Origin of the sequence: Escherichia marmotae (genome assembly GCF_002900365.1) — a bacterium.
Classification (GTDB): domain Bacteria; phylum Pseudomonadota; class Gammaproteobacteria; order Enterobacterales; family Enterobacteriaceae; genus Escherichia; species Escherichia marmotae.
Map to the genome: position 1 here is coordinate 265407 of NZ_CP025979.1, position 18680 is coordinate 284086.

Consider the following 18680-nt stretch of genomic DNA (forward strand, 5'->3'; position numbering starts at 1 on the left):
CACTCCTTATGTTAACGAAAGGATTGTACAGTAAAGCGCATTTGTTAACGAATCATTAAATGCCAAGCGGGAAAATATCATGTCCTTGCTCTTGCCAGTGGGTAAGTTGCTGCTGCTGGGCGGGAGACTGGTTGTCACCGCACCATACCAATAATGTTCGGCCTCCGAACAGTTCCGGGCGTAGCTGATTGAGCGAGTGAGCGAGAACATCAATACGCCATCCCTGTTGGCTGGCGATCCAGCCTTCCAGCCACAGGCGGGTGGTGTCCTGAATATTCCAGCCGACGACCAGCGCATCTTTGCCCTGTTTTTTACGTGCCGAGGCCAGACAAATGGCGATGTAGTTGATCAACACGCCATCAAGGATCGCCAGCAACGTCTGGAGGGTTGGCTGCTGACACTGAAGCCGTCGGCGCAGAGGAATAAACAGATGTGTGGTGAGGGTCTGAGCGGGATAATCCTGACCGCGCTCTTTGATCCACATTCGCAGACTTTGCAGATTGCCGCTTTGCAGGTAATTAAGCAGAGTTTCTTGCTGATCGCGCCAGCCGTTCTGCACATCAACATTTTCATTACTGAGTAGCATTTTGACTTTGCTCACCTGCACGCCGTTGTCGATCCAGCGTTTGATCTCCCGGATCCGGTCGATATCCGCATCGTTGAACAGGCGATGACCGCCGTCGGTCCGCTGTGGTTTCAGCAATCCGTAACGTCTCTGCCACGCGCGTAACGTGACAGGATTGATATCACAAAGCAACGCCACTTCACCAATTGTGTAAAGCGCCATCCATCCTACCACCCTTGCTCGCGAGGTCCCGGTTTAACTTTAGACGTAGTTTTGCGAACCAGGTAGTTTTGCCCGTTTTTTGTTCATCTTCAGGGTGATTTTGTTTTTGCCAGATTGTTTTGAGTGATCGTAATCACGAATTCTCATTTTTCTGCAAGAGTTCAAAGAAAGTTAAACGCAGGCAATGTATGTTACGCATGTTTAAGGGATCTGTGGTTTGCGGGTATGTACGATTTTAATCTGGTGTTGCTGCTGCTTCAGCAGATGTGCGTTTTTCTGGTTATCGCGTGGTTAATGAGTAAAACGCCATTATTCATACCATTAATGCAGGTCACGGTTCGTCTGCCGCATAAATTTCTCTGCTATATCGTCTTTTCCATCTTCTGCATCATGGGCACCTGGTTCGGGCTGCACATTGACGATTCTATTGCCAACACCCGGGCGATTGGCGCGGTGATGGGCGGCTTACTGGGCGGCCCGGTGGTGGGCGGGCTGGTTGGTCTGACCGGCGGGTTACATCGTTACTCGATGGGAGGCATGACCGCGCTGAGTTGCATGATCTCGACCATCGTCGAAGGTTTGCTCGGGGGGCTGGTACACAGCATCCTGATCCGTCGCGGGCGCACCGATAAAGTCTTTAATCCGATTACCGCAGGTGCTGTTACATTCGTCGCGGAAATGGTGCAGATGCTGATTATTCTGGCGATTGCCCGACCTTATGAAGACGCCGTGCGTCTGGTGAGTAATATCGCTGCGCCGATGATGGTAACCAACACCGTGGGCGCGGCGCTGTTTATGCGCATTTTGCTTGATAAGCGCGCGATGTTTGAAAAATACACTTCGGCTTTTTCTGCCACGGCGCTGAAAGTGGCAGCCTCGACAGAAGGGATTTTGCGCCAGGGCTTTAATGAAGTGAACAGCATGAAAGTGGCGCAAGTGCTCTATAAAGAGCTGGATATTGGGGCGGTGGCGATTACCGATCGTGAGAAACTGCTGGCGTTTACCGGAATTGGCGATGATCACCATCTGCCCGGTAAGCCAATCTCTTCTACGTACACCTTAAAAGCGATAGAAACCGGCGAAGTGGTGTACGCCGACGGCAACGAAGTGCCTTACCGTTGTTCTCTGCACCCGCAGTGCAAGTTAGGTTCAACGCTGGTTATTCCATTGCGTGGCGAAAATCAGCGGGTGGTGGGAACCATCAAATTGTATGAAGCGAAAAACCGCCTGTTCAGTTCGATCAACCGCACGCTGGGTGAGGGGATCGCACAACTCCTTTCGGCGCAGATCCTCGCCGGGCAGTATGAGCGGCAAAAAGCGATGCTTACGCAGTCGGAAATCAAGCTGTTACACGCCCAGGTGAATCCCCATTTCCTGTTCAATGCGCTTAATACCATTAAAGCGGTGATCCGCCGCGACAGTGAGCAGGCCAGTCAACTGGTGCAGTATCTTTCTACTTTTTTCCGCAAAAACTTAAAGCGGCCTTCGGAGTTTGTTACTCTCGCTGACGAGATTGAACATGTGAACGCTTATCTGCAAATTGAAAAGGCGCGTTTTCAGTCGCGCTTGCAGGTCAATATTTCTATTCCGGAGGAATTATCCCAGCAGCAGTTGCCCGCGTTTACCCTACAACCGATAGTCGAAAACGCCATTAAACATGGGACATCGCAACTACTGGATACCGGGAGAGTGGCAATTAGCGCGCGCCGTGAAGGGCAACATTTAATGCTGGAGATCGAAGATAATGCCGGTTTGTATCAACCGGTAACCAATGCCAGCGGGCTGGGGATGAATCTGGTGGATAAGCGTTTACGTGAACGGTTTGGCGATGACTATGGGATCAGCGTCGCCTGTGAGCCTGATAGTTACACCCGAATAACGTTACGACTGCCATGGAGGGATGAGGCATGATTAGAGTCTTAATTGTCGATGATGAACCGTTAGCACGGGAAAACCTGCGCGTATTTTTGCAAGAGCAGAGCGATATTGAAATCGTCGGTGAGTGTTCAAACGCCGTGGAAGGGATTGGCGCGGTGCATAAACTGCGCCCGGATGTGCTGTTTCTCGATATCCAGATGCCGCGCATCAGTGGTCTGGAAATGGTGGGGATGCTCGACCCGGAACATCGTCCATATATCGTTTTTCTGACTGCGTTTGATGAATACGCCATTAAAGCCTTTGAAGAACATGCTTTTGATTATCTACTGAAGCCGATTGATGAAGCGCGGCTGGAGAAATCCCTGACCCGCCTGCGTCAGGAACGCAGCAAGCAGGATGTTTCCTTGTTGTCGGAGAATCAGCAAGGACTGAAATTTATCCCTTGTACCGGTCACAGCCGTATTTATTTGCTGCAAATGAAAGATGTGGCATTTGTCAGCAGTCGGATGAGCGGTGTTTACGTCACCAGTCACGAAGGTAAAGAGGGCTTCACTGAACTGACTTTACGCACTCTGGAGAGTCGTACGCCGCTACTGCGTTGTCATCGGCAGTATCTGGTTAACCTCGCGCATTTGCAGGAGATTCGTCTGGAGGATAACGGCCAGGCGGAGTTGATTTTGCGTAATGGCTTAACCGTTCCGGTCAGCCGTCGTTATCTGAAAAGTTTAAAAGAGGCGATTGGCCTGTAAAAGACTGCTAAAATGGCTTTTTGCCTCATCAACACCTGAAGGCCTCATGCTAAGTAACGATATTCTGCGCAGCGTGCGCTACATTTTAAAAGCCAATAATAACGACCTGGTGCGTATTCTCGCGCTGAGCAATGTTGAAGCTACCGCCGATCAGATCGCTATCTGGCTGCGTAAAGAAGACGAAGAGGGATTTCAACGTTGCCCGGACATTATTTTGTCTTCATTCCTGAATGGCCTGATTTATGAAAAACGCGGCAGGGATGAGTCTGCACCGGCACTGGAGCCGGAACGTCGTATTAATAACAACATTGTGCTGAAAAAATTGCGCATCGCGTTTTCGCTGAAAACCGATGACATTCTGGCGATCCTCACCGAACAGCAGTTCCGTGTTTCCATGCCGGAAATTACTGCAATGATGCGCGCACCGGATCATAAAAACTTCCGCGAATGCGGTGATCAATTCTTGCGTTATTTTCTGCGAGGGCTGGCAGCGCGCCAGCATGTGAAGAAAAGCTAAGACGGATATGGCGGCCATGTAAGAACATGGCCGCCGACAGATTATTTCACTTCTTTAAAGCCTGCGGCTTTCATCACCAGTTCCATTTGCGCCATAGTGATGCCTTTTTTGGCATCTTCAGCAGAAATGTTGATGCCAGAAATACCCTGCAGGGCTTTAAAATCAACTTTCTCCATATCGATAGTTACGTTTTCCTGTGCGTAAGTATCTGTAAAAGTTAATTTTTCTTCAACGCCAGCAATGTTTTTATATTTTGCGCTTAACGGCTCAAGCGTTTTAGCTGCATCTTCTTTGTTAGCCGCACCGATGGATGCGAACTGAATTTTAGTTTCTGAAGATTGCTTAAGTACCTTGTCGCCTTTGTAGACATAGGTAATGGCAATTTCAGTACCGTTCAGATTGGCACTAAATTTCTTTGATTCTTCTTTGTCACCACAGCCAGCGAGAGAGAAAACCAGAACAGATGCAACAACGAGGGAAAACAGCTTGTTGAAAGCCTTCATGTAAAACTCCATTTTATCAAGATCAGAAAACTGGTGACTCTCACCAGGGCGCTATAGAATATTCTTTATACCTCGTCTTGAGCAGTCCGGAAATGGAGTAGAACTCTTAATAAAAAGCATTTTTCCCCCCTTGTTGCTCAAGCATCAGTAACAACTGTTCACAGAGTAAAACGCAGTTGTTTAATGTTTCACCCAGAGCCTCTCCCTCTGTAGTACGCAATTGATTCAACAAATGTGCCAGCCGGTAAAAGCCCGCCCCGGTCAACTCATTTACCAGCAAGCCGACCTGACTGATGACACCTTGCCCCTGATAGCGCCAGCCGTTATGTAGCACCTGAATTAATAATGACTGGCAGCGCATCAACAACTGATGAGCGGTGGACGGCACAGGAAGAACGCTGGCGGAAGGTAGCGGTGCCACAGACGCAGTTTCTGCATCCAGCGCCCAGGCGCGAGATTGCGTCATCATCACCCGTGGCTCCAGCGTTAACTGTCCTTCGGTAAAACTGACGAATCCAGAAACCAGACACACGGGATCATCTTGCTGTCGTAACAGGGACGCCATGCGTTCAACGGCAAAGGGTGAGCTGGCAGAGGCTGGCAGTGATAACGTCAGCACATTATCTTCGCCTTCGCCACTGATTACCTGCGCATCCAGTGTCTGGCGGCTGCTGTCCCAGCCAAGTGAAATACACTCAGCCACAGGCAGAATAAATAAATTATCCACCTGATTAAGCGGGCGAACGGAGACTGGCGGGCGCTGGCGGAAGTATTCCCGTAACGCTACGATTCCCGGCTGGCGCAGCGGCGCACTCAGCATTTGCCACGCATCCGGAGACAGTGGAACGACGCTGCTTAAGCGGTTGCGCGTACCTAACAACAGCTCACCTTCGGCACTGCGTTTCGCTGCTTGTGAGACGATTTGCCCTCCCGCCAGCGCCCCTGCCTGAAAGGTAAATAGCCGACGCGTTGCCGCAGGCGCGTTTTCCTGTTCACTTCTCGGCCAACTGCGTGAAAGGTGTAAAATACTACCGGTGTCGGGGTCGGTGAACCAGATCCGTAAACCATACTGTTGGAAGTCTTGCCAGCTACGCATACCTAATGACACCAGCCGCAGATGATCCAGTTTTGCTTCTCCGGCAATCCCTGCGCCAACGACCGTGCGCCACGGCATGGGCGGTACTTCACCGACACAGTCACGTCGTACCATCTCTTGTGCACTGGCTAACCGACTGTTTAATGCTGCAAGCTGGCGCAAACATTCTCCTGCGTGATAGTGGCTGGCGCGGGCGTGGAACGCATCAACGCTGGCACGCAGTTGCCGTAGCGATTCACTTACCCATCGCCAGTTGCAGGCTTCTGCCGCTTGCCGGGCGCGGCTGAATGCTGCCTCGTAATGAATTAACGGCTGGCTGATCCCCCCCAGCCATAACGCGTAACTTAATTGCTGGACATATTTACGACAGGCTTTGCCCTCATCGCTGGCAAATGGATCGTCATTTGATGCGATTTGTTCGCTGCGCATCTGCCAGAGCAAATGAGAAAATTCTGCCTGCTGTGCTTTGGCCTGGACGAATGCCTGCACTGCCAGTACCACGTGTTCGCACAGCGTTCCTTCAATGCAATCACAACGGGCGAAACGAATACTGCTGCGGGAATAAAAACGCACATCGCTCATCGGTAAGCGGGCAGAGGGAATTTCGCCTGGCGCGCAGAACAGTTCAATAGTTATACCTTTGGCGACCAGGGATTGTGCGCGTTTGTGCGTGGCAGTGGGCAGGGTAGTCAGTTCTTCCAGCCAGATTGCCGGGGGCCATTCCTCTGCTTTTTCCGTGGGCTGAGGGGTAGCACAAAGTCGCTGATAACTTAACACCAACATCACGCGATGGCGGCACATGCCGCTGGCCCCGCAGCTACACTGGGCCTCTTTCAGAGCCTGACCGTTTGCCAGTTGGCTGCGTGTACCGTCACTGAAAGTGGCGATCAGTGTGCCGCTCTCATGGCTAATTTCTGGGATATTGCCATTTTCCAGTTCCTTAAGGCTGCGCTTAACAAAACCGGCATTACTTAACGCTGTCAGTGCCTGTGGCGTCAGTTCTAATAATTCCGGGCGTAGTGAATTCATGACTGAAGATTCTCCGCCAGCCAGGAAGCCAGTTCACCCGGCGTCATGGCAGCTATTTGTGCACCGACATTGACCAATGCCTGGGCCATATCCCGGTCATAACAGGGGGTTGCTGTGCTGTCGAGCGCCGCCAGCCCCAGCACCTTGATGCCGCTTTGAACACACTGCTTCACCTGGTGGATGAGTGATGACGATGTTCCGCCTTCATAAAAATCGCTTACCAGAACAATCACGCTTTTACCTGGTTGTTCAATAAGTTGACGGGCGTACTCCACTGCACTGGCGATATGCGTTCCACCGCCCAGTTGCACTTTCATTAATAACTCTACCGGGTCGGCAACGTCGGCAGTGAGATCTACGACGCTGGTATCAAATGCCACCAGATGGGTGCGAATGCCGGGTAATTGCCATAAACAGGCCGCCATCACTGCTGAGTGGATCACTGAATCAACCATCGATCCGCTTTGATCGACCAGTAAAACCAGTTGCCATTGTTCACTATGGCGCTTAATGCGACTGTTAAAGCGGGGTGATTCGATATACAACTTGCCGAGTTTGGGGTCCCAGTGCTGCAGGTTGGCCCGCAGGGTACTTTTGAAATCGAAATTGCGCGCCAGGGGAATATGCGAGCGGCGACGGCGGTCACGCACACCAGAAAAAGCCTGACGAACTTCTTTGGCCAGCCGCGCCATAATTTCTTCAACAACCTGGTGCACTATCTTGCGAGCGGCTGCCAGCACCTCGGGATTCATCAGATGTTTAGTGTGCAATACGGCGCGTAGCAGGCTTTCGGAAGGTTGCATACGTTCCAGCACTTCAATATTTGTCACCACATCTTCTATGCCGTAGCGCAGCACGGCGTCGCTTTCCAGTCGCTCAATTACCTGCTGTGGGAAGAGCGTGTGAATATCATTGATCCACTCGGGCGTTGTGAGAGTTGAACTGCCCAGCCCTCCGTGCCGTTCACCGCGTTGAATGCGCTCAGGATCGCGCCCGTATAGCCACTCCAGGGCGTGGTCTATCCGTCGGGCGTTGCCATCAAGACCGCAAAGGGTAGTTTCAGCCGCTTCACCAAGAATCAATCGCCAGCGCTGTAGCTCACGGGTAGTCAGAAGGTCGTTCAGTTCAGACATGGAAAACTCCCCAGTGTTGCAGTGACGCCAGTGCCTGCTGTTCCAGTTGTTGATGATGAGCAATGGTTTGCGGTGGACAATGTAACGGCATTTGCAGTGCCGGGACGGGGAGCTGCGGCAGTTGGTAATGCTCAAGCACCTGATGCGCCAGCGCCCCGCGTTCTCGAGGCGGTAGCCAGGCCATCGCTGCACGTAAATCGGGCAGAGCGTTAATAAAATCGGCGTCGCTAAGTTGATTCAAATGAGTGCTGAAACCGGCGATAAATGCAGGCTGAGAAGCCAGTTGATGGCGAGCCAGCGCCAGCAAACCATGTAGGGCTTCGCCTGACTCAGTCGGGGATAATTGCGCCAGCATATCCAGTGCGCTTTCGGCACTGGCGTTGGGATGTTCCAGACGCATCAGCGCACCGAGAGCCGCGCCGCGATCCAGCGCCGGGGCATGAATCGCCTGACTGTGGCGCTCCAGTAAGGCCAGGGCGGCGGAAAGCGAAACACCTGGCAGTTGAATGCCACAATGGAGATCGCGCAGGATATGGCACAGCGCCTGCCAGCTATGCAAATGGGCGTGAAATTCTTTTTCGTCCGGCCTGCCGTTGGATTCACATAACCACAACGTTCGATCTATCGCCGCACACAGTGTGGTTTGCAGTATTAGCGCCCCTTGCATACCGCCAGTCTCATCCAGACGCCACAAGGCATAAAGCACTTCCAGCGCCTGACCCATTTCGGGAAACTGATTTTCCTGGGCGATTAATAATGTGAGTTGATCCAGTAATTGCTGACTGAAGGACTCCAGACCAGCTAACGCCGCCTGGCTAAGACATGTGGTGATGTTGCCGATTCCTCCTGTGTCCAGCATATCGGCTTCTAATTTATTGCGTGCGGCTTCCAGGAGTGTGGCACCAAAGCAGGCGGCCTCAATCAATGCCGCATGTTGGCTAAGCGGCAGGGTTAATTTCCATTGTTCTTCACCGTTACCCGCAAGCGTCAGTGTACTTCCCTGCTGGCGCACTATCCCCGGGATCTCCAGTATCGCCAGCCGATGCAACACCTGACTTTGTACCAGCCCGCAGGGGGTAAAGCGATTTAACGCCAGGTTGGACGGAAGAGTGATTTCGGTACGTTCCAGTTCAGACGTGACATCTTTTGGCAGCGGCGGTTGTGGCGTGGAGGGGGCTAGTTTACCGAATCTGGCACCCGCTAATGTGTCTATCAACGTTAACAGAATTGGATCGGTATCGGGATGAATGACCCCGCGATAGCTCCACGGCAACGGCGCGTTTAATGCCTCTTTAATAAGCGATCCGGCTAATGCATCCAGCCAGTCACTGCGTAGCGGCAATCTGTGACCGCGCAATTGTGCCAGTGCCATCGCATGTAGATGCGCGGCAGCCATATCAGCGGTAGATGCGGGTAAGTGGTGCTGGCGCAAACGGGTAAGAATCGTTTTAAGTAACAGCTCACCTGCGCGTTGCAAACCAAATTTCCAGCACCAGTTTTGCCAGACCGGAGCAGGCATTCCTGAAAGGTATCCCGCCAGCACATCAAGGCGCTTTTCACTGTATGGCGTCAGATAACAACCGGTCACTGCATCCGGTAATGAGGGTAGCCTGGGTTTTCTCTCTTCCTGAGAATATTTGCGCCACAATTTTTCCAGTGCAGGGTCATGCCAGCCACCGCAGACGACTAATACATTGCCGTTGTTTTGCTGCATCGCCCAGGCAATCCAGCGGGCCATAAAGGCTTCGCGCTGGCGATTTACCGAATCACCCGCATCATTACCACGAAGTTGCACAAAGTATTGCGCCAGAGCGGATTGAAGTGTGGACTGCTGGCTTTCATCTTCGAACAGGTGATCCCACAGGGTATCGCTGTTATCCATACTGGTAGCGAGTAGCAGTAAGGCCTGATGGTCATTAGCCGCAACAGGTTCATCTTCATCTTCTTCACTCTGTGCCCAGCAAGGTAAATCGATAAACCAGGTTTGTGCCTGGATGCTGCGGGCAGCATGTAGCGCCTGCCACTCAGGTGAAAACTCGGCAAATGGGGTCCAGGCACCGCGCCCTGGGGCAACACCGTCCTGATACTGACAATAACTGTATATGGCTACCGGAAGCTGGTGGACTAAAAACAGTTCATCTACCCGGTCATTAAAATCGGCCGGTCCTTCAATCAACACGTATCGCGGTTGCTTGCTTTCAATTAGCGATTTCACCAGACGGGCGCAGGCCGGACTATGGTGCCGGATGCCGACAATTAACGGCTCACTCATGCATCTTTCCTCACGGCAGGCGGTGGCGAGCCTGGTAATAAGCCTGCCAGTGAGCTTCTTTGTGTGTGGCAACGCGCTGTTCAAAGTAACGGCGCAGACGAGCGCGATCTTCTTCGTTGTCTTTGACGATGGTGCCAGCAATACAGTCCACCAGATCGGCAGGTTCACCCGCGCGATTTGCTAAAAACCAGGCGCGGACGCCCACGGCGTGCGCTACGTTAACGGCTTCGGCGGTGGACATAATGGCCGTCAGGGTATCCATTGACGTTTTCTTCTCACCGTTGGCCCGCAGATCGCGGAACGTGCGTACCAGCAGCTCCAGTACTGCGTCAGGCACCCTATGCGGAATGCCACTATGGGCCAGTAAACGCGCTGACGCACTGGCGACCAGTTCCAGTTCCTGGGCGAAATCCATAATCGGAAAGACGGTTTCAAAATCGAAGCGACGCTTGAGCGCGGCGCTCATTTCATTGACGCCGCGATCGCGGGTATTGGCGGTGGCAATAATGTTAAAGCCTTCGCGAGCATAAAGCTGGCTTTCTTCACCGGCCAGTTCCGGCACCGTCATCACCCGATCAGAAAGCATGCCTAACAGACAGTCCTGCACTTCCAGCGGTGTACGCGTTATCTCTTCAAAACGGACGATTTTGCCATCGCGCATGCCTTGATAAAGCGGAGCCGGGACAAGCGCTTCTGTTGACGGACCGTGGTTGATAAGCAGAGCGTAGTTCCAGCCGTACTTGATTTGGTCTTCGGTGGTTGATGCGCCGCCCTGAATGGTTAAACCGGCATCGCCGCTAATGGCCGTTGCGAGCAATTCAGAAAGGAGAGATTTGGCCGTACCCGGTTCCCCGACCAGCATTAAACCGCGCCCGGTGGCGAGAGTCACTAACATGCGTTCAATAGCAGAAGGGCTTATTACGACTTTACGGCTGATGTTTTTCGTCTCATCACCAAGAATAAAAGCACGCGCTGCAGGCAAACTTAGCTGCCAACCGGGCGGGCAAGGTGCGTTATCATTTTGTTTTAATTTTGCCAGTTCATCGGCGTATAACACAGCAGCAGGCGGACGCTGCAGAAGATTATTCTGCGTTGACATATATTCATCCCTGAAATGTATTAATAAAATAAACGGTATTTTACGCGCAATAAATGTTTAATGCATTAATTGATTGAGTGGAAAATATCAGGAAAGCAGAACACAGTAAATAAAAGAACCTGCTGGTGAGGCAGGTTCTTTTATTTACTACTTTGACGCTAAGTTACTGATTATGCAATATTCGCACCAACGAATAAATTATAATCATATCACACTCCATTGCAATTCAGTGAATGATATTTATAATCCTGCCCGTTGGGAGGTTGTGCCGGATCGGACCAATTTTAAGTCCTGGCTGCCGAACGGGTGGTGCCGCAGGCGGTGCCCTGATCCGGAGAGCAACGTTTCGTACCAACATACGTAAACCAGTATCGACAGGCAGTGTAAGGGTAAGGGTAAGGTGTTGCGCTCCTTAATAAGGAGAGCGGATGGACACGCTGACACAAAAGTTAACCGTGCTTATTGCCGTACTGGAGTTATTAGTGGTTCTGTTACGGTTGATTGATTTGTTGAAGTAACGGGAAAATTGAAACTCATCTAAGGGGGAATACCGCTTCCTCCTTTAATAAACTATTATTCTATTTACTGGTTGAATATATTCTATAGTTCACCATTAAAAATTTCCATTATAGTTTCTGGTGATTTACCTCGTAATTTTCGCTCATCAATAAACTCATCTCTTATATAAATCAACGCATCATTTATTAGCGGGTCTGCATCTTCTTGTTCACGTTGGTTAAATATTGGACGTAGCCGGAATCGTTCCAGTCGATAGACCGTTCCAGTAAATAATTTAGCGTATTTATGGATTTCAAGTCGGAAGGAAAAGGGTTCTTCAGGATCAATAATCTGATAGTCGTAAATAGCGACCAGTTCACTTTGCACGATCATGGATTTTCTCAGTTGTCAGACAGCGGGCAGTTCTGTTACTACCCGCTGTGTGTTAGTGGAAAATGACGTCTGGAGTACTTAACGCCTCACTCAAATCAAACACATCGAGTTCAGCAAAAGTGACAGATTGATTGTCACGATACACTCGAAGAGAACGGAAGCCCATTAGCGCTTTGCTATCAACATTGTAGTGGTTAAAACCGGGTGAAAACTTAAGGACCAGCCGGTTCTCGCCCAGGTCATAGACAAATGCGTCCTCATAGCCTGACTCCCAGCCTTTGTAGCGCATTCCCATAAGTTGCCCAACGGTAGCGGATTTACCTTCCCAGCGAGTCAGGCTGTTACTGGTTGACTCGTCAGGAGTGAGCAGTACCGTGCGCCGCGCCAACTGGCGAAAAGGCGGCATAATTTCGTAGTCGGCAAAAAGTTGTTCAAATTCACCACGCATTTCTGCTGACATTTCTAACGGATGCGCAATGCCAATCAGAGCGTCCGCAGGCAGGTCAATTGGCTCATCTTGTGCATTGCAGAATTCCCCCTCTGCGGCCACACGAAAGGCGTTGAGTAAATGTCGCGGTTCATTTGCCAGATAAACGCCCCATATCAGTCGCTGGGTAACCAGGCGAGTAAATGGATGATTAACAAAGAGAGAATGAAAATCTGCCAGCGGCCAGCGTCGGGTGGTGCGCAGGGCAGTTTCAAGACGCGGGAGCAGGTTTTTGCTCACCTGAGTGGCATCTTTTTTTAGCCCTTTTAATCGGGCCAGTGCCTCGGGCGCTTTCAGTTGATCGTCATCGGCTCGCAACCGGGGAACACTTTTCTGGCGAACGTTTTGCTGATCGTAGACAACTGGGTTGAGGTTTTCATCGAAGCGAACGGTAAACAACCGTGGACCAAAATCAAAAATCAACGCCTGCGGGTCATCAAGGCCCAGTGTTGGGACTAATCTGTCCGCTAACTCTTCCTCGCTTAACCCGCGATTTTCCGCGACCAACTGGAGATACTCCACCGCATTTTCACGTAAAGGGCGCGATTTCGCTCGTTGCGAAATATGGTGTAGTTGTATCAGCGCCATATCATTATTCATCAGGGTAAGTATGTTCAGGCCACTGACAGCACGGGCAGATTTTCCTTCCTGTGGCCAGGTGAGGATCTGCGTCGCCAGATCCCGTGCCGTGCTTTCGTCGCCAAAGAGACTTAACGCCAGAAATGCCCAGTTGTCTTTTGCGGGGGCTCCAGCCTGTTGCCAGGCGGTAAACAGATCCCAGGCAAAAGCGGCCAACGTTTGCGGTTGACAGAACGTTTTCAATTGTTTCAGTCCGCTATAAAAACGCCCACCCTGAGTAAAGCGCAGCATTTCGCCAATAATTTCCAGAGCATCATCGGTAACAAGCTGATTATTATTGATAAGTCGTGGCCTGCGCCACATTGTCGGATGCCAGAAATCAGGGGCTTTCGGAATGCGTGGTGGGTAAATTTCCAGTGGCTTCTGTATAAGCAATTGCTCCAGGGCAGGCCACACATCAGCACGCTGCCAGCGGTTTGCCACGGTTTGCAGTAATTCTCCATGTCCCTGTGCATACAGTAAACGCAGGGCAAGTAATGCGGCTTCGCGGTTGTCGCCGGGCTTGGTGAAGACGAGAGGAATAAGTGCGGTAGCCGTATGTTCTGGCCATTGTAAAATCCACTGGCGTGCCAGATTACGCTGAGTGGTAAAACGGTGCCAGACGTGAGCAACGGGTAGCGCCAGTTCGGTAGCGCCGAAATTTAAAATTAACGGAAATGTTTCTTTTGGACGATGTGAAAAAGCCAACAACAGGCCGGGTAATGCATCCAAACCGAGGATGCTGAGAAAATAGTTTTCACCCGCGAACAGATGCTTTTTCTCATTGATACGCAGCCAGAAAGTCACTGCCATCTCACGCGGAAGCAGTGCCAATAAATACAGATTCCAGACACTCTTTTCCTGATGATAAGGCGAATGATTGTCCTTTTCCCAGATGTCAATTAACGTTTCAACGTCGCCGCTGCGAAGCGCCTGTTCTGCTGATTTTGCTTCCGGAGAATGCCAGCCATTGTTGATTTCCTCGACTCTGCCCTGGTAGTAATGCCACTGAAGTACTAATGATTCGCGTGCTGCATCCAGTTTGCCGGGCAGTATATAATTCAGGAACAGCCATACATCATCCCCAAAACCCAGCTCCTGTAGTACAACCCGACTACTTTTTCGTTCCATGCGTTCCGCAAGTGATTCCGTGCTGAAATAACGGGCAGACTCTGTGGTGGCAAGCCTCTCTTGCTCGCCCGGTTGCCAGTAGACTTGTGACGTTAATTCGAGCGGAACCAAATCAAGACGTGGTTGCGGCGATTTTTTCTTACTACGCCACGGAGGTGAAACCAAAATTTCAGGCAGAGCACTGCTATCAGGGCTATCAATGGCAGATTTTGGCGGCACGGATAAAAAACTATTCAGCACGGTTTGTGCTTTTGTACTTAGCCTGGGCTTCACTTCATCTGCCAGTTGTGGCTGCGATGTAATCAATGTTTGCAACAGATTACGCCAGTATTGATCACGTGCTTTTTGCTGTGCGGGCAGTTTTTTGTCTTCAATAATCGGATAACCGGGGCGAGCAGGTGGTGCTTCCAGCGCGATAAGTTCTGCCAGTGCAGTGAGCGTTGCATGGGGGAAATTTTTACTGTATTTGGCAACACGCTGCAGGCTGGGTTTATTTTTATCAGCCACCAGTAGCAAGATGCGGATGACCAGCGGGTGGTTTATTTGTACCAGCAGGCTGCCACAGTCTTCTTTATGAGCATACATCGCCAGGCGGGGAACGGCTGCAATTCCCTGTTCGCGTAAAAGGGCCGCGCAGGCAGCGTAACCGAAGTGGTTTTCATGTGACATATAACTGGCTTCACGATCGCTAAATACGTCCTGGCGCCAGTATCGTTCGAGTTTTTTTACCGCCGTATTATCAGTAGCAACGACCTTTAACCACTCCTTTGAGTGAAAACTCGTTGATGGGCTTTCAAGGCTGGCAAGCTCATTCGCTATATCTGGTTTTTCCGGAAGCAGCAGCGCAATAAAAAGGCGGCGAACTATGGGGATCTCTGGCAGTGCGGCAATGAGTTTGTCGGCACAACGCTGCCAGCAATTTTCCTCTGCCAGTGAAAGATGTTTACGCAGACGAAAATCGAAATTGCTATAAGTCTCTGAGCGATAGCCATAGCCCGTATTCTCGTTCGGTGTCATTAAACACACTGTTGATGGATCAGCATGATAACTCTGTACAATGAACTGACGCGCTATCACCACATCCGTCGCATATTCCAGCCCATATTTTTGCACGATTTCATCAAGTAACTGCTGGCTATCATTTTTCTCGATACAGATCAGAGCCGCCATTGTGCGGGCTGGGATTGACGGTTTATGCTCACCAATCAAATTGATCGCCTGCTGGATGGCGGACTGCCACTCCAGTGAACATTTATCGTAATGCCAGGTGATATTTTGCTTCTTGCCTGCTTGTTGTAGTAATTCATCTCCTAATGTCTGAATGAGACTTTCAGTGACAGCGGGCACCGGTTCGCCCGGCCAGCGGCGATGGCTTAGCGGCGTTTTGCCTTTTTTAAATTTCAGTTCCAGTTGCGCGTCGTCCGCCAGCCACAGTAATTCCTTGTTCATGTTCTTTCCTTATTCAAACAGTGCTTCGATGTCGTTAATCAACTCGCTGGCGGTGATGGCATCGAGCACGGAGAACAGTGCTTCCTGTGCAGAATTTCTTCCCCAGCCATAACTCTCTGCTTTTCCATCCCATAACCATAATTTGCTTAAGAGTTGCTCAGCGCTGAGTTCGACTGGCGACATGCCTACAGCAAAACCTTCATCGATTTCCATGATTAACGACCAGCGGCCCAGAGGTTTGATCATCCAGCCGATCCAGCCTGCATCCTGCGGTTCGCCACGCAACCAGCCTTTATTTGCCAGCCCCATCACCCGACCGCTCGGGCATTTTCTGCCTGTCCAGCGGGTCAGTTCGCTGGCATTGCGTTCGGCTTCTGTCAGGGTGTAACTGTTACGATCAAGCTGGCGGAATGGCGGTAACAGTTCGTAGTCGGCAAAAAGCTGACTAAAAGCGGCGACATCCGTCGGTGATATTTCCAGAACGTGAGGGATACCAATCGCTATATCACCTTCTGGGAGAGTGAAGAGATCATCGTCAGCGGTGCTGTAGCTGTTATCTTCCGCCACGCGGAAACAGGCCTGCAACTGGTTGTCGGTGTTATACGCGCCCCAAATCAGGCGACGGGTTAGGTGGCGAACCAGCGGATGCTCAACCAGGAAGAGTTGAAAGTTTTCCGCTGCCCAGCGGCGGCGCAGGCACATGGCTGATTCCAGCCTTGCTACCTGTTGAGCGGCGACGGTACGGGCATCTTTTTTCAGCAGTTTAAAGCGGTTAACGGCATCGGCAGCCAGCGTTTTATCATCGCTTTTGTTCGGTTTGGGCAGGTCTTTCAGGCGACTGCCGGACGCATCGCGCACAAACGGTTTTAGGGTTTCATCAAAGCTGACGGTGAACTGACGCGAGCCGAAATCCAGCAGCAGGGAGCCGTTATCATCCAGCCCCAAATCCGGGGCTAACCGGTCTTCAAGTTCTGCTACCGTCAGTTCGCGGCTTTCGGTAATGCTGGCAATTTTTTCTTTTGCCCGCTCCTGCAATGCTTTGAATTTCAGCTTCTGGGCGATACCGTTAAGTTGCATCAGGGCAATGTCACTGCCGATAGCGGCGAGAATATCCAGCCCGACGGTGGCGCGTTTATGCTGGGATTCGCCAGGCCAGACGCGAATAAGCGGCGTTAGTTTGCGGGCGGTGTCATCGTTACCGAGAACACCTAACGCACTGAATGCCCAACTCTCTTTCGACGGCGCGCCAGCAGTCTGCCAGGCGATAAACAGATCCCAGGCAAATTCAGCCAGTGAGTCTGGGGTACAGGCATCTTTCACCTGTAATAATCCCGGATACAGTGCTTCTTCCTGAGGGAAGCGAAGCATTTCACCGAGGTGGAGGAGGGCGTTATCTGGTAATATCTTGCTACTATTTTTTAGTACCGGGCGTGTCCATAACGAAGGTTGATAAAATAGCGGTAAAGAGGGAATTTTCGCCGGGTATTTAGCCAAAGGACTGTTGTCGTCATTTTTATTTCGAACCACCCACGGCGGCGAGACTAACACCGTTGGCAGAATTTCTGAGTTTGCGAAATCTTCATCGCGACTATTCAGCAATTGTTGGCGTTGATGTACTAATTTCGCAGCTTGTGACGATAGCCATTGGCCTAATTTTTCGACCAATAAAGGATTTGCATTAAGTAGTGAAACCAGCAAAGTATGTTTACGTTGATCGTCATTTTTTATTAATGCTTCGGCTAATGCCGCTATTGTGGCAGAAGGAAAACTTTCGGCACTTTTTATCAGTCGGTCATAACAACGTTTATTATAATCTGCGGCGTCTATGAGTCCCGTAACAGCCAGCGGATGATTGATACATTTCAGTACGTCACCGCAATTATCTTCTCCAGCATAGGGAAGCAGGCGAGTAAGAGCCTTGATGCCTTGTTCTCGCGGTACAGTGGCAGACCAACTTCTTCCAAATACATTAGTATCCTGATATGGCTCTAATATTTCCAGTATTTGTGGATCTGTCGCTACAAGTTTTAACATTTCCAGTTGTGGAATGTTCATCACTTGATGCAACTGGCGTGCGATATCATGGGCCACTTCGGGTATTTCTGGTATTAAAATAGCAATTAACGGCTGGCGATAGAGTGATATATGCGGCAACGCAACGAGTAATTTGGCAATGCAATTTTGCCAGACTTCCTCTTCAGCCAGCGATAAATGTTTACGCAGACGTAAACTAAAGTTGTCTCTATTCCTTCTATAGTTATCCTGGCTGTAATCTGAATTATTAATAAAGAAGGTCAAATGTTCCTTTTTATAATCAAAATCGAAATCAATTTGCCACCAGTAGATGACAGTTTCAGTTGCGTATTCAATACCGAAGGTGCTTACAATTTCATCCAACAACTCGGATGAGGTTTCATCATTCCAGCTTTGACAAAAACAAATTTCCAGTAAGGTAAGTACAGCCATAGTACGTGCAGACATCTCAGGCTTTCGTGCATTAATTAAGCTGATTGCCTGACTGATGGCATTACTCCATTCATCGGAGCATGAGCTGTAATCGAAAGTCAGATTCTTATAATAGTTGTAGGTTCGATTTGCCAGCCGAGAAATTAAATTTCGTTTCTCAGGTTGGGTTGGTTTTTTTACCGGATCTCCCGGCCAAAGGCGGTGGCTGAGAGCATAGCGAGCAATATTTGGGGGAAGAATAATGGGATCGTTGTCTGCTAACCAGGGAAAATTGTTCGCCGCTACCTGATGATCATTTATGGTGTCTTCCTGTTTTTTCGCTGCGACAGATTCTTTTTTCACTGACACCGCAATTTAGCATTTGTCTCCGCTTGTTCCACATATCCCTTTTTTGTTTTCTCCGCAATCAGTTTCAGCTCTGCCTTTTCCGCCGCCGCCGCGTCCGCAAAGTTTTTGACCTGGCTTTGCCCGTTGGTGCCGACCTTACCCCAACTGATATGCAACTCGTTGCCTTGCTGCTCAACCGCCCAGAATTTATGTGATTTTTCGTCCTGATAAATATAGGTTTTCATTGC

At 50.4% G+C, this 18680-nt stretch carries 13 protein-coding genes; 3 read left to right on the forward strand and 10 right to left on the reverse strand.

Going from position 1 to position 18680, the window contains the following annotated elements; translation table 11 throughout:
- Positions 1 to 55: 55 nt before the first annotated feature.
- Complete coding sequence (gene mlrA / locus C1192_RS01325) at positions 56 to 787, reverse strand: HTH-type transcriptional regulator MlrA (RefSeq protein ID WP_038355316.1); 732 nt, start codon at positions 785 to 787, stop codon at positions 56 to 58.
- 225 nt (positions 788 to 1012) lie between these two features.
- Here mlrA and btsS point away from each other — a divergent pair, with 225 nt between their 5' ends.
- Genes btsS through C1192_RS01340 form a run of 3 tightly spaced genes read left to right on the forward strand, consistent with a single transcriptional unit; the run spans position 1013 to position 3931 of the window.
- Positions 1013 to 2698 (forward strand): two-component regulatory system sensor histidine kinase BtsS, encoded by a 1686-nt coding sequence (btsS, locus tag C1192_RS01330; protein ID WP_001516697.1) that lies wholly within the window; start codon positions 1013 to 1015, stop codon positions 2696 to 2698.
- Positions 2695 to 3414 (forward strand): two-component system response regulator BtsR, encoded by a 720-nt coding sequence (btsR, locus tag C1192_RS01335; protein WP_001516696.1) that lies wholly within the window; start codon positions 2695 to 2697, stop codon positions 3412 to 3414. Before btsS ends, btsR begins: the two co-directional genes overlap by 4 nt.
- A gap of 46 nt (positions 3415 to 3460) precedes the next feature.
- Positions 3461 to 3931, forward strand: coding sequence for a YehS family protein (locus C1192_RS01340; RefSeq protein ID WP_001516694.1), 471 nt, complete (start codon positions 3461 to 3463; stop codon positions 3929 to 3931).
- A gap of 41 nt (positions 3932 to 3972) precedes the next feature.
- Here the strand turns inward: C1192_RS01340 and C1192_RS01345 are convergent, their stop codons facing one another.
- The 9 genes from C1192_RS01345 to C1192_RS26005 form a co-directional block, all read right to left on the reverse strand.
- Positions 3973 to 4434 carry a YehR family lipoprotein gene (locus tag C1192_RS01345; RefSeq protein WP_001516693.1) on the reverse strand — a complete coding sequence of 154 codons (462 nt, stop codon included), beginning with the start codon at positions 4432 to 4434 and terminating at the stop codon, positions 3973 to 3975.
- Positions 4435 to 4540: 106 nt separating this feature from the next.
- Positions 4541 to 6559, reverse strand: a complete 2019-nt coding sequence (gene yehQ, locus C1192_RS01350; RefSeq protein ID WP_103194763.1) for a zinc finger protein YehQ — start codon at positions 6557 to 6559, stop codon at positions 4541 to 4543.
- On the reverse strand, positions 6556 to 7692 hold the full coding sequence (locus C1192_RS01355) for a vWA domain-containing protein (protein WP_038355314.1): 1137 nt from the start codon (positions 7690 to 7692) through the stop codon (positions 6556 to 6558). The genes yehQ and C1192_RS01355 overlap by 4 nt, the downstream gene beginning before the upstream one ends.
- Complete coding sequence (locus tag C1192_RS01360; RefSeq protein WP_038355313.1) at positions 7685 to 9964, reverse strand: DUF5682 family protein; 2280 nt, start codon at positions 9962 to 9964, stop codon at positions 7685 to 7687. The genes C1192_RS01355 and C1192_RS01360 overlap by 8 nt, the downstream gene beginning before the upstream one ends.
- A 10-nt stretch (positions 9965 to 9974) precedes the next feature.
- Positions 9975 to 11063, reverse strand: coding sequence for an ATP-binding protein (locus C1192_RS01365; protein WP_000107245.1), 1089 nt, complete (start codon positions 11061 to 11063; stop codon positions 9975 to 9977).
- Positions 11064 to 11663: 600 nt separating this feature from the next.
- Complete coding sequence (locus tag C1192_RS01370; protein WP_038355312.1) at positions 11664 to 11954, reverse strand: hypothetical protein; 291 nt, start codon at positions 11952 to 11954, stop codon at positions 11664 to 11666.
- Positions 11955 to 12006: 52 nt separating this feature from the next.
- On the reverse strand, positions 12007 to 15639 hold the full coding sequence (gene yehI / locus C1192_RS01375; RefSeq protein WP_038355311.1) for a DUF4132 domain-containing protein YehI: 3633 nt from the start codon (positions 15637 to 15639) through the stop codon (positions 12007 to 12009).
- Between the two features lie 9 nt (positions 15640 to 15648).
- The gene (locus C1192_RS26265) at positions 15649 to 18453 is read right to left on the reverse strand and encodes a DUF4132 domain-containing protein (RefSeq protein WP_502328757.1); all 2805 of its coding nucleotides are present in this window, start codon (positions 18451 to 18453) and stop codon (positions 15649 to 15651) included.
- Complete coding sequence (locus C1192_RS26005) at positions 18444 to 18677, reverse strand: WGR domain-containing protein (protein ID WP_370567088.1); 234 nt, start codon at positions 18675 to 18677, stop codon at positions 18444 to 18446. Before C1192_RS26005 ends, C1192_RS26265 begins: the two co-directional genes overlap by 10 nt.
- Positions 18678 to 18680 lie beyond the last annotated feature (3 nt).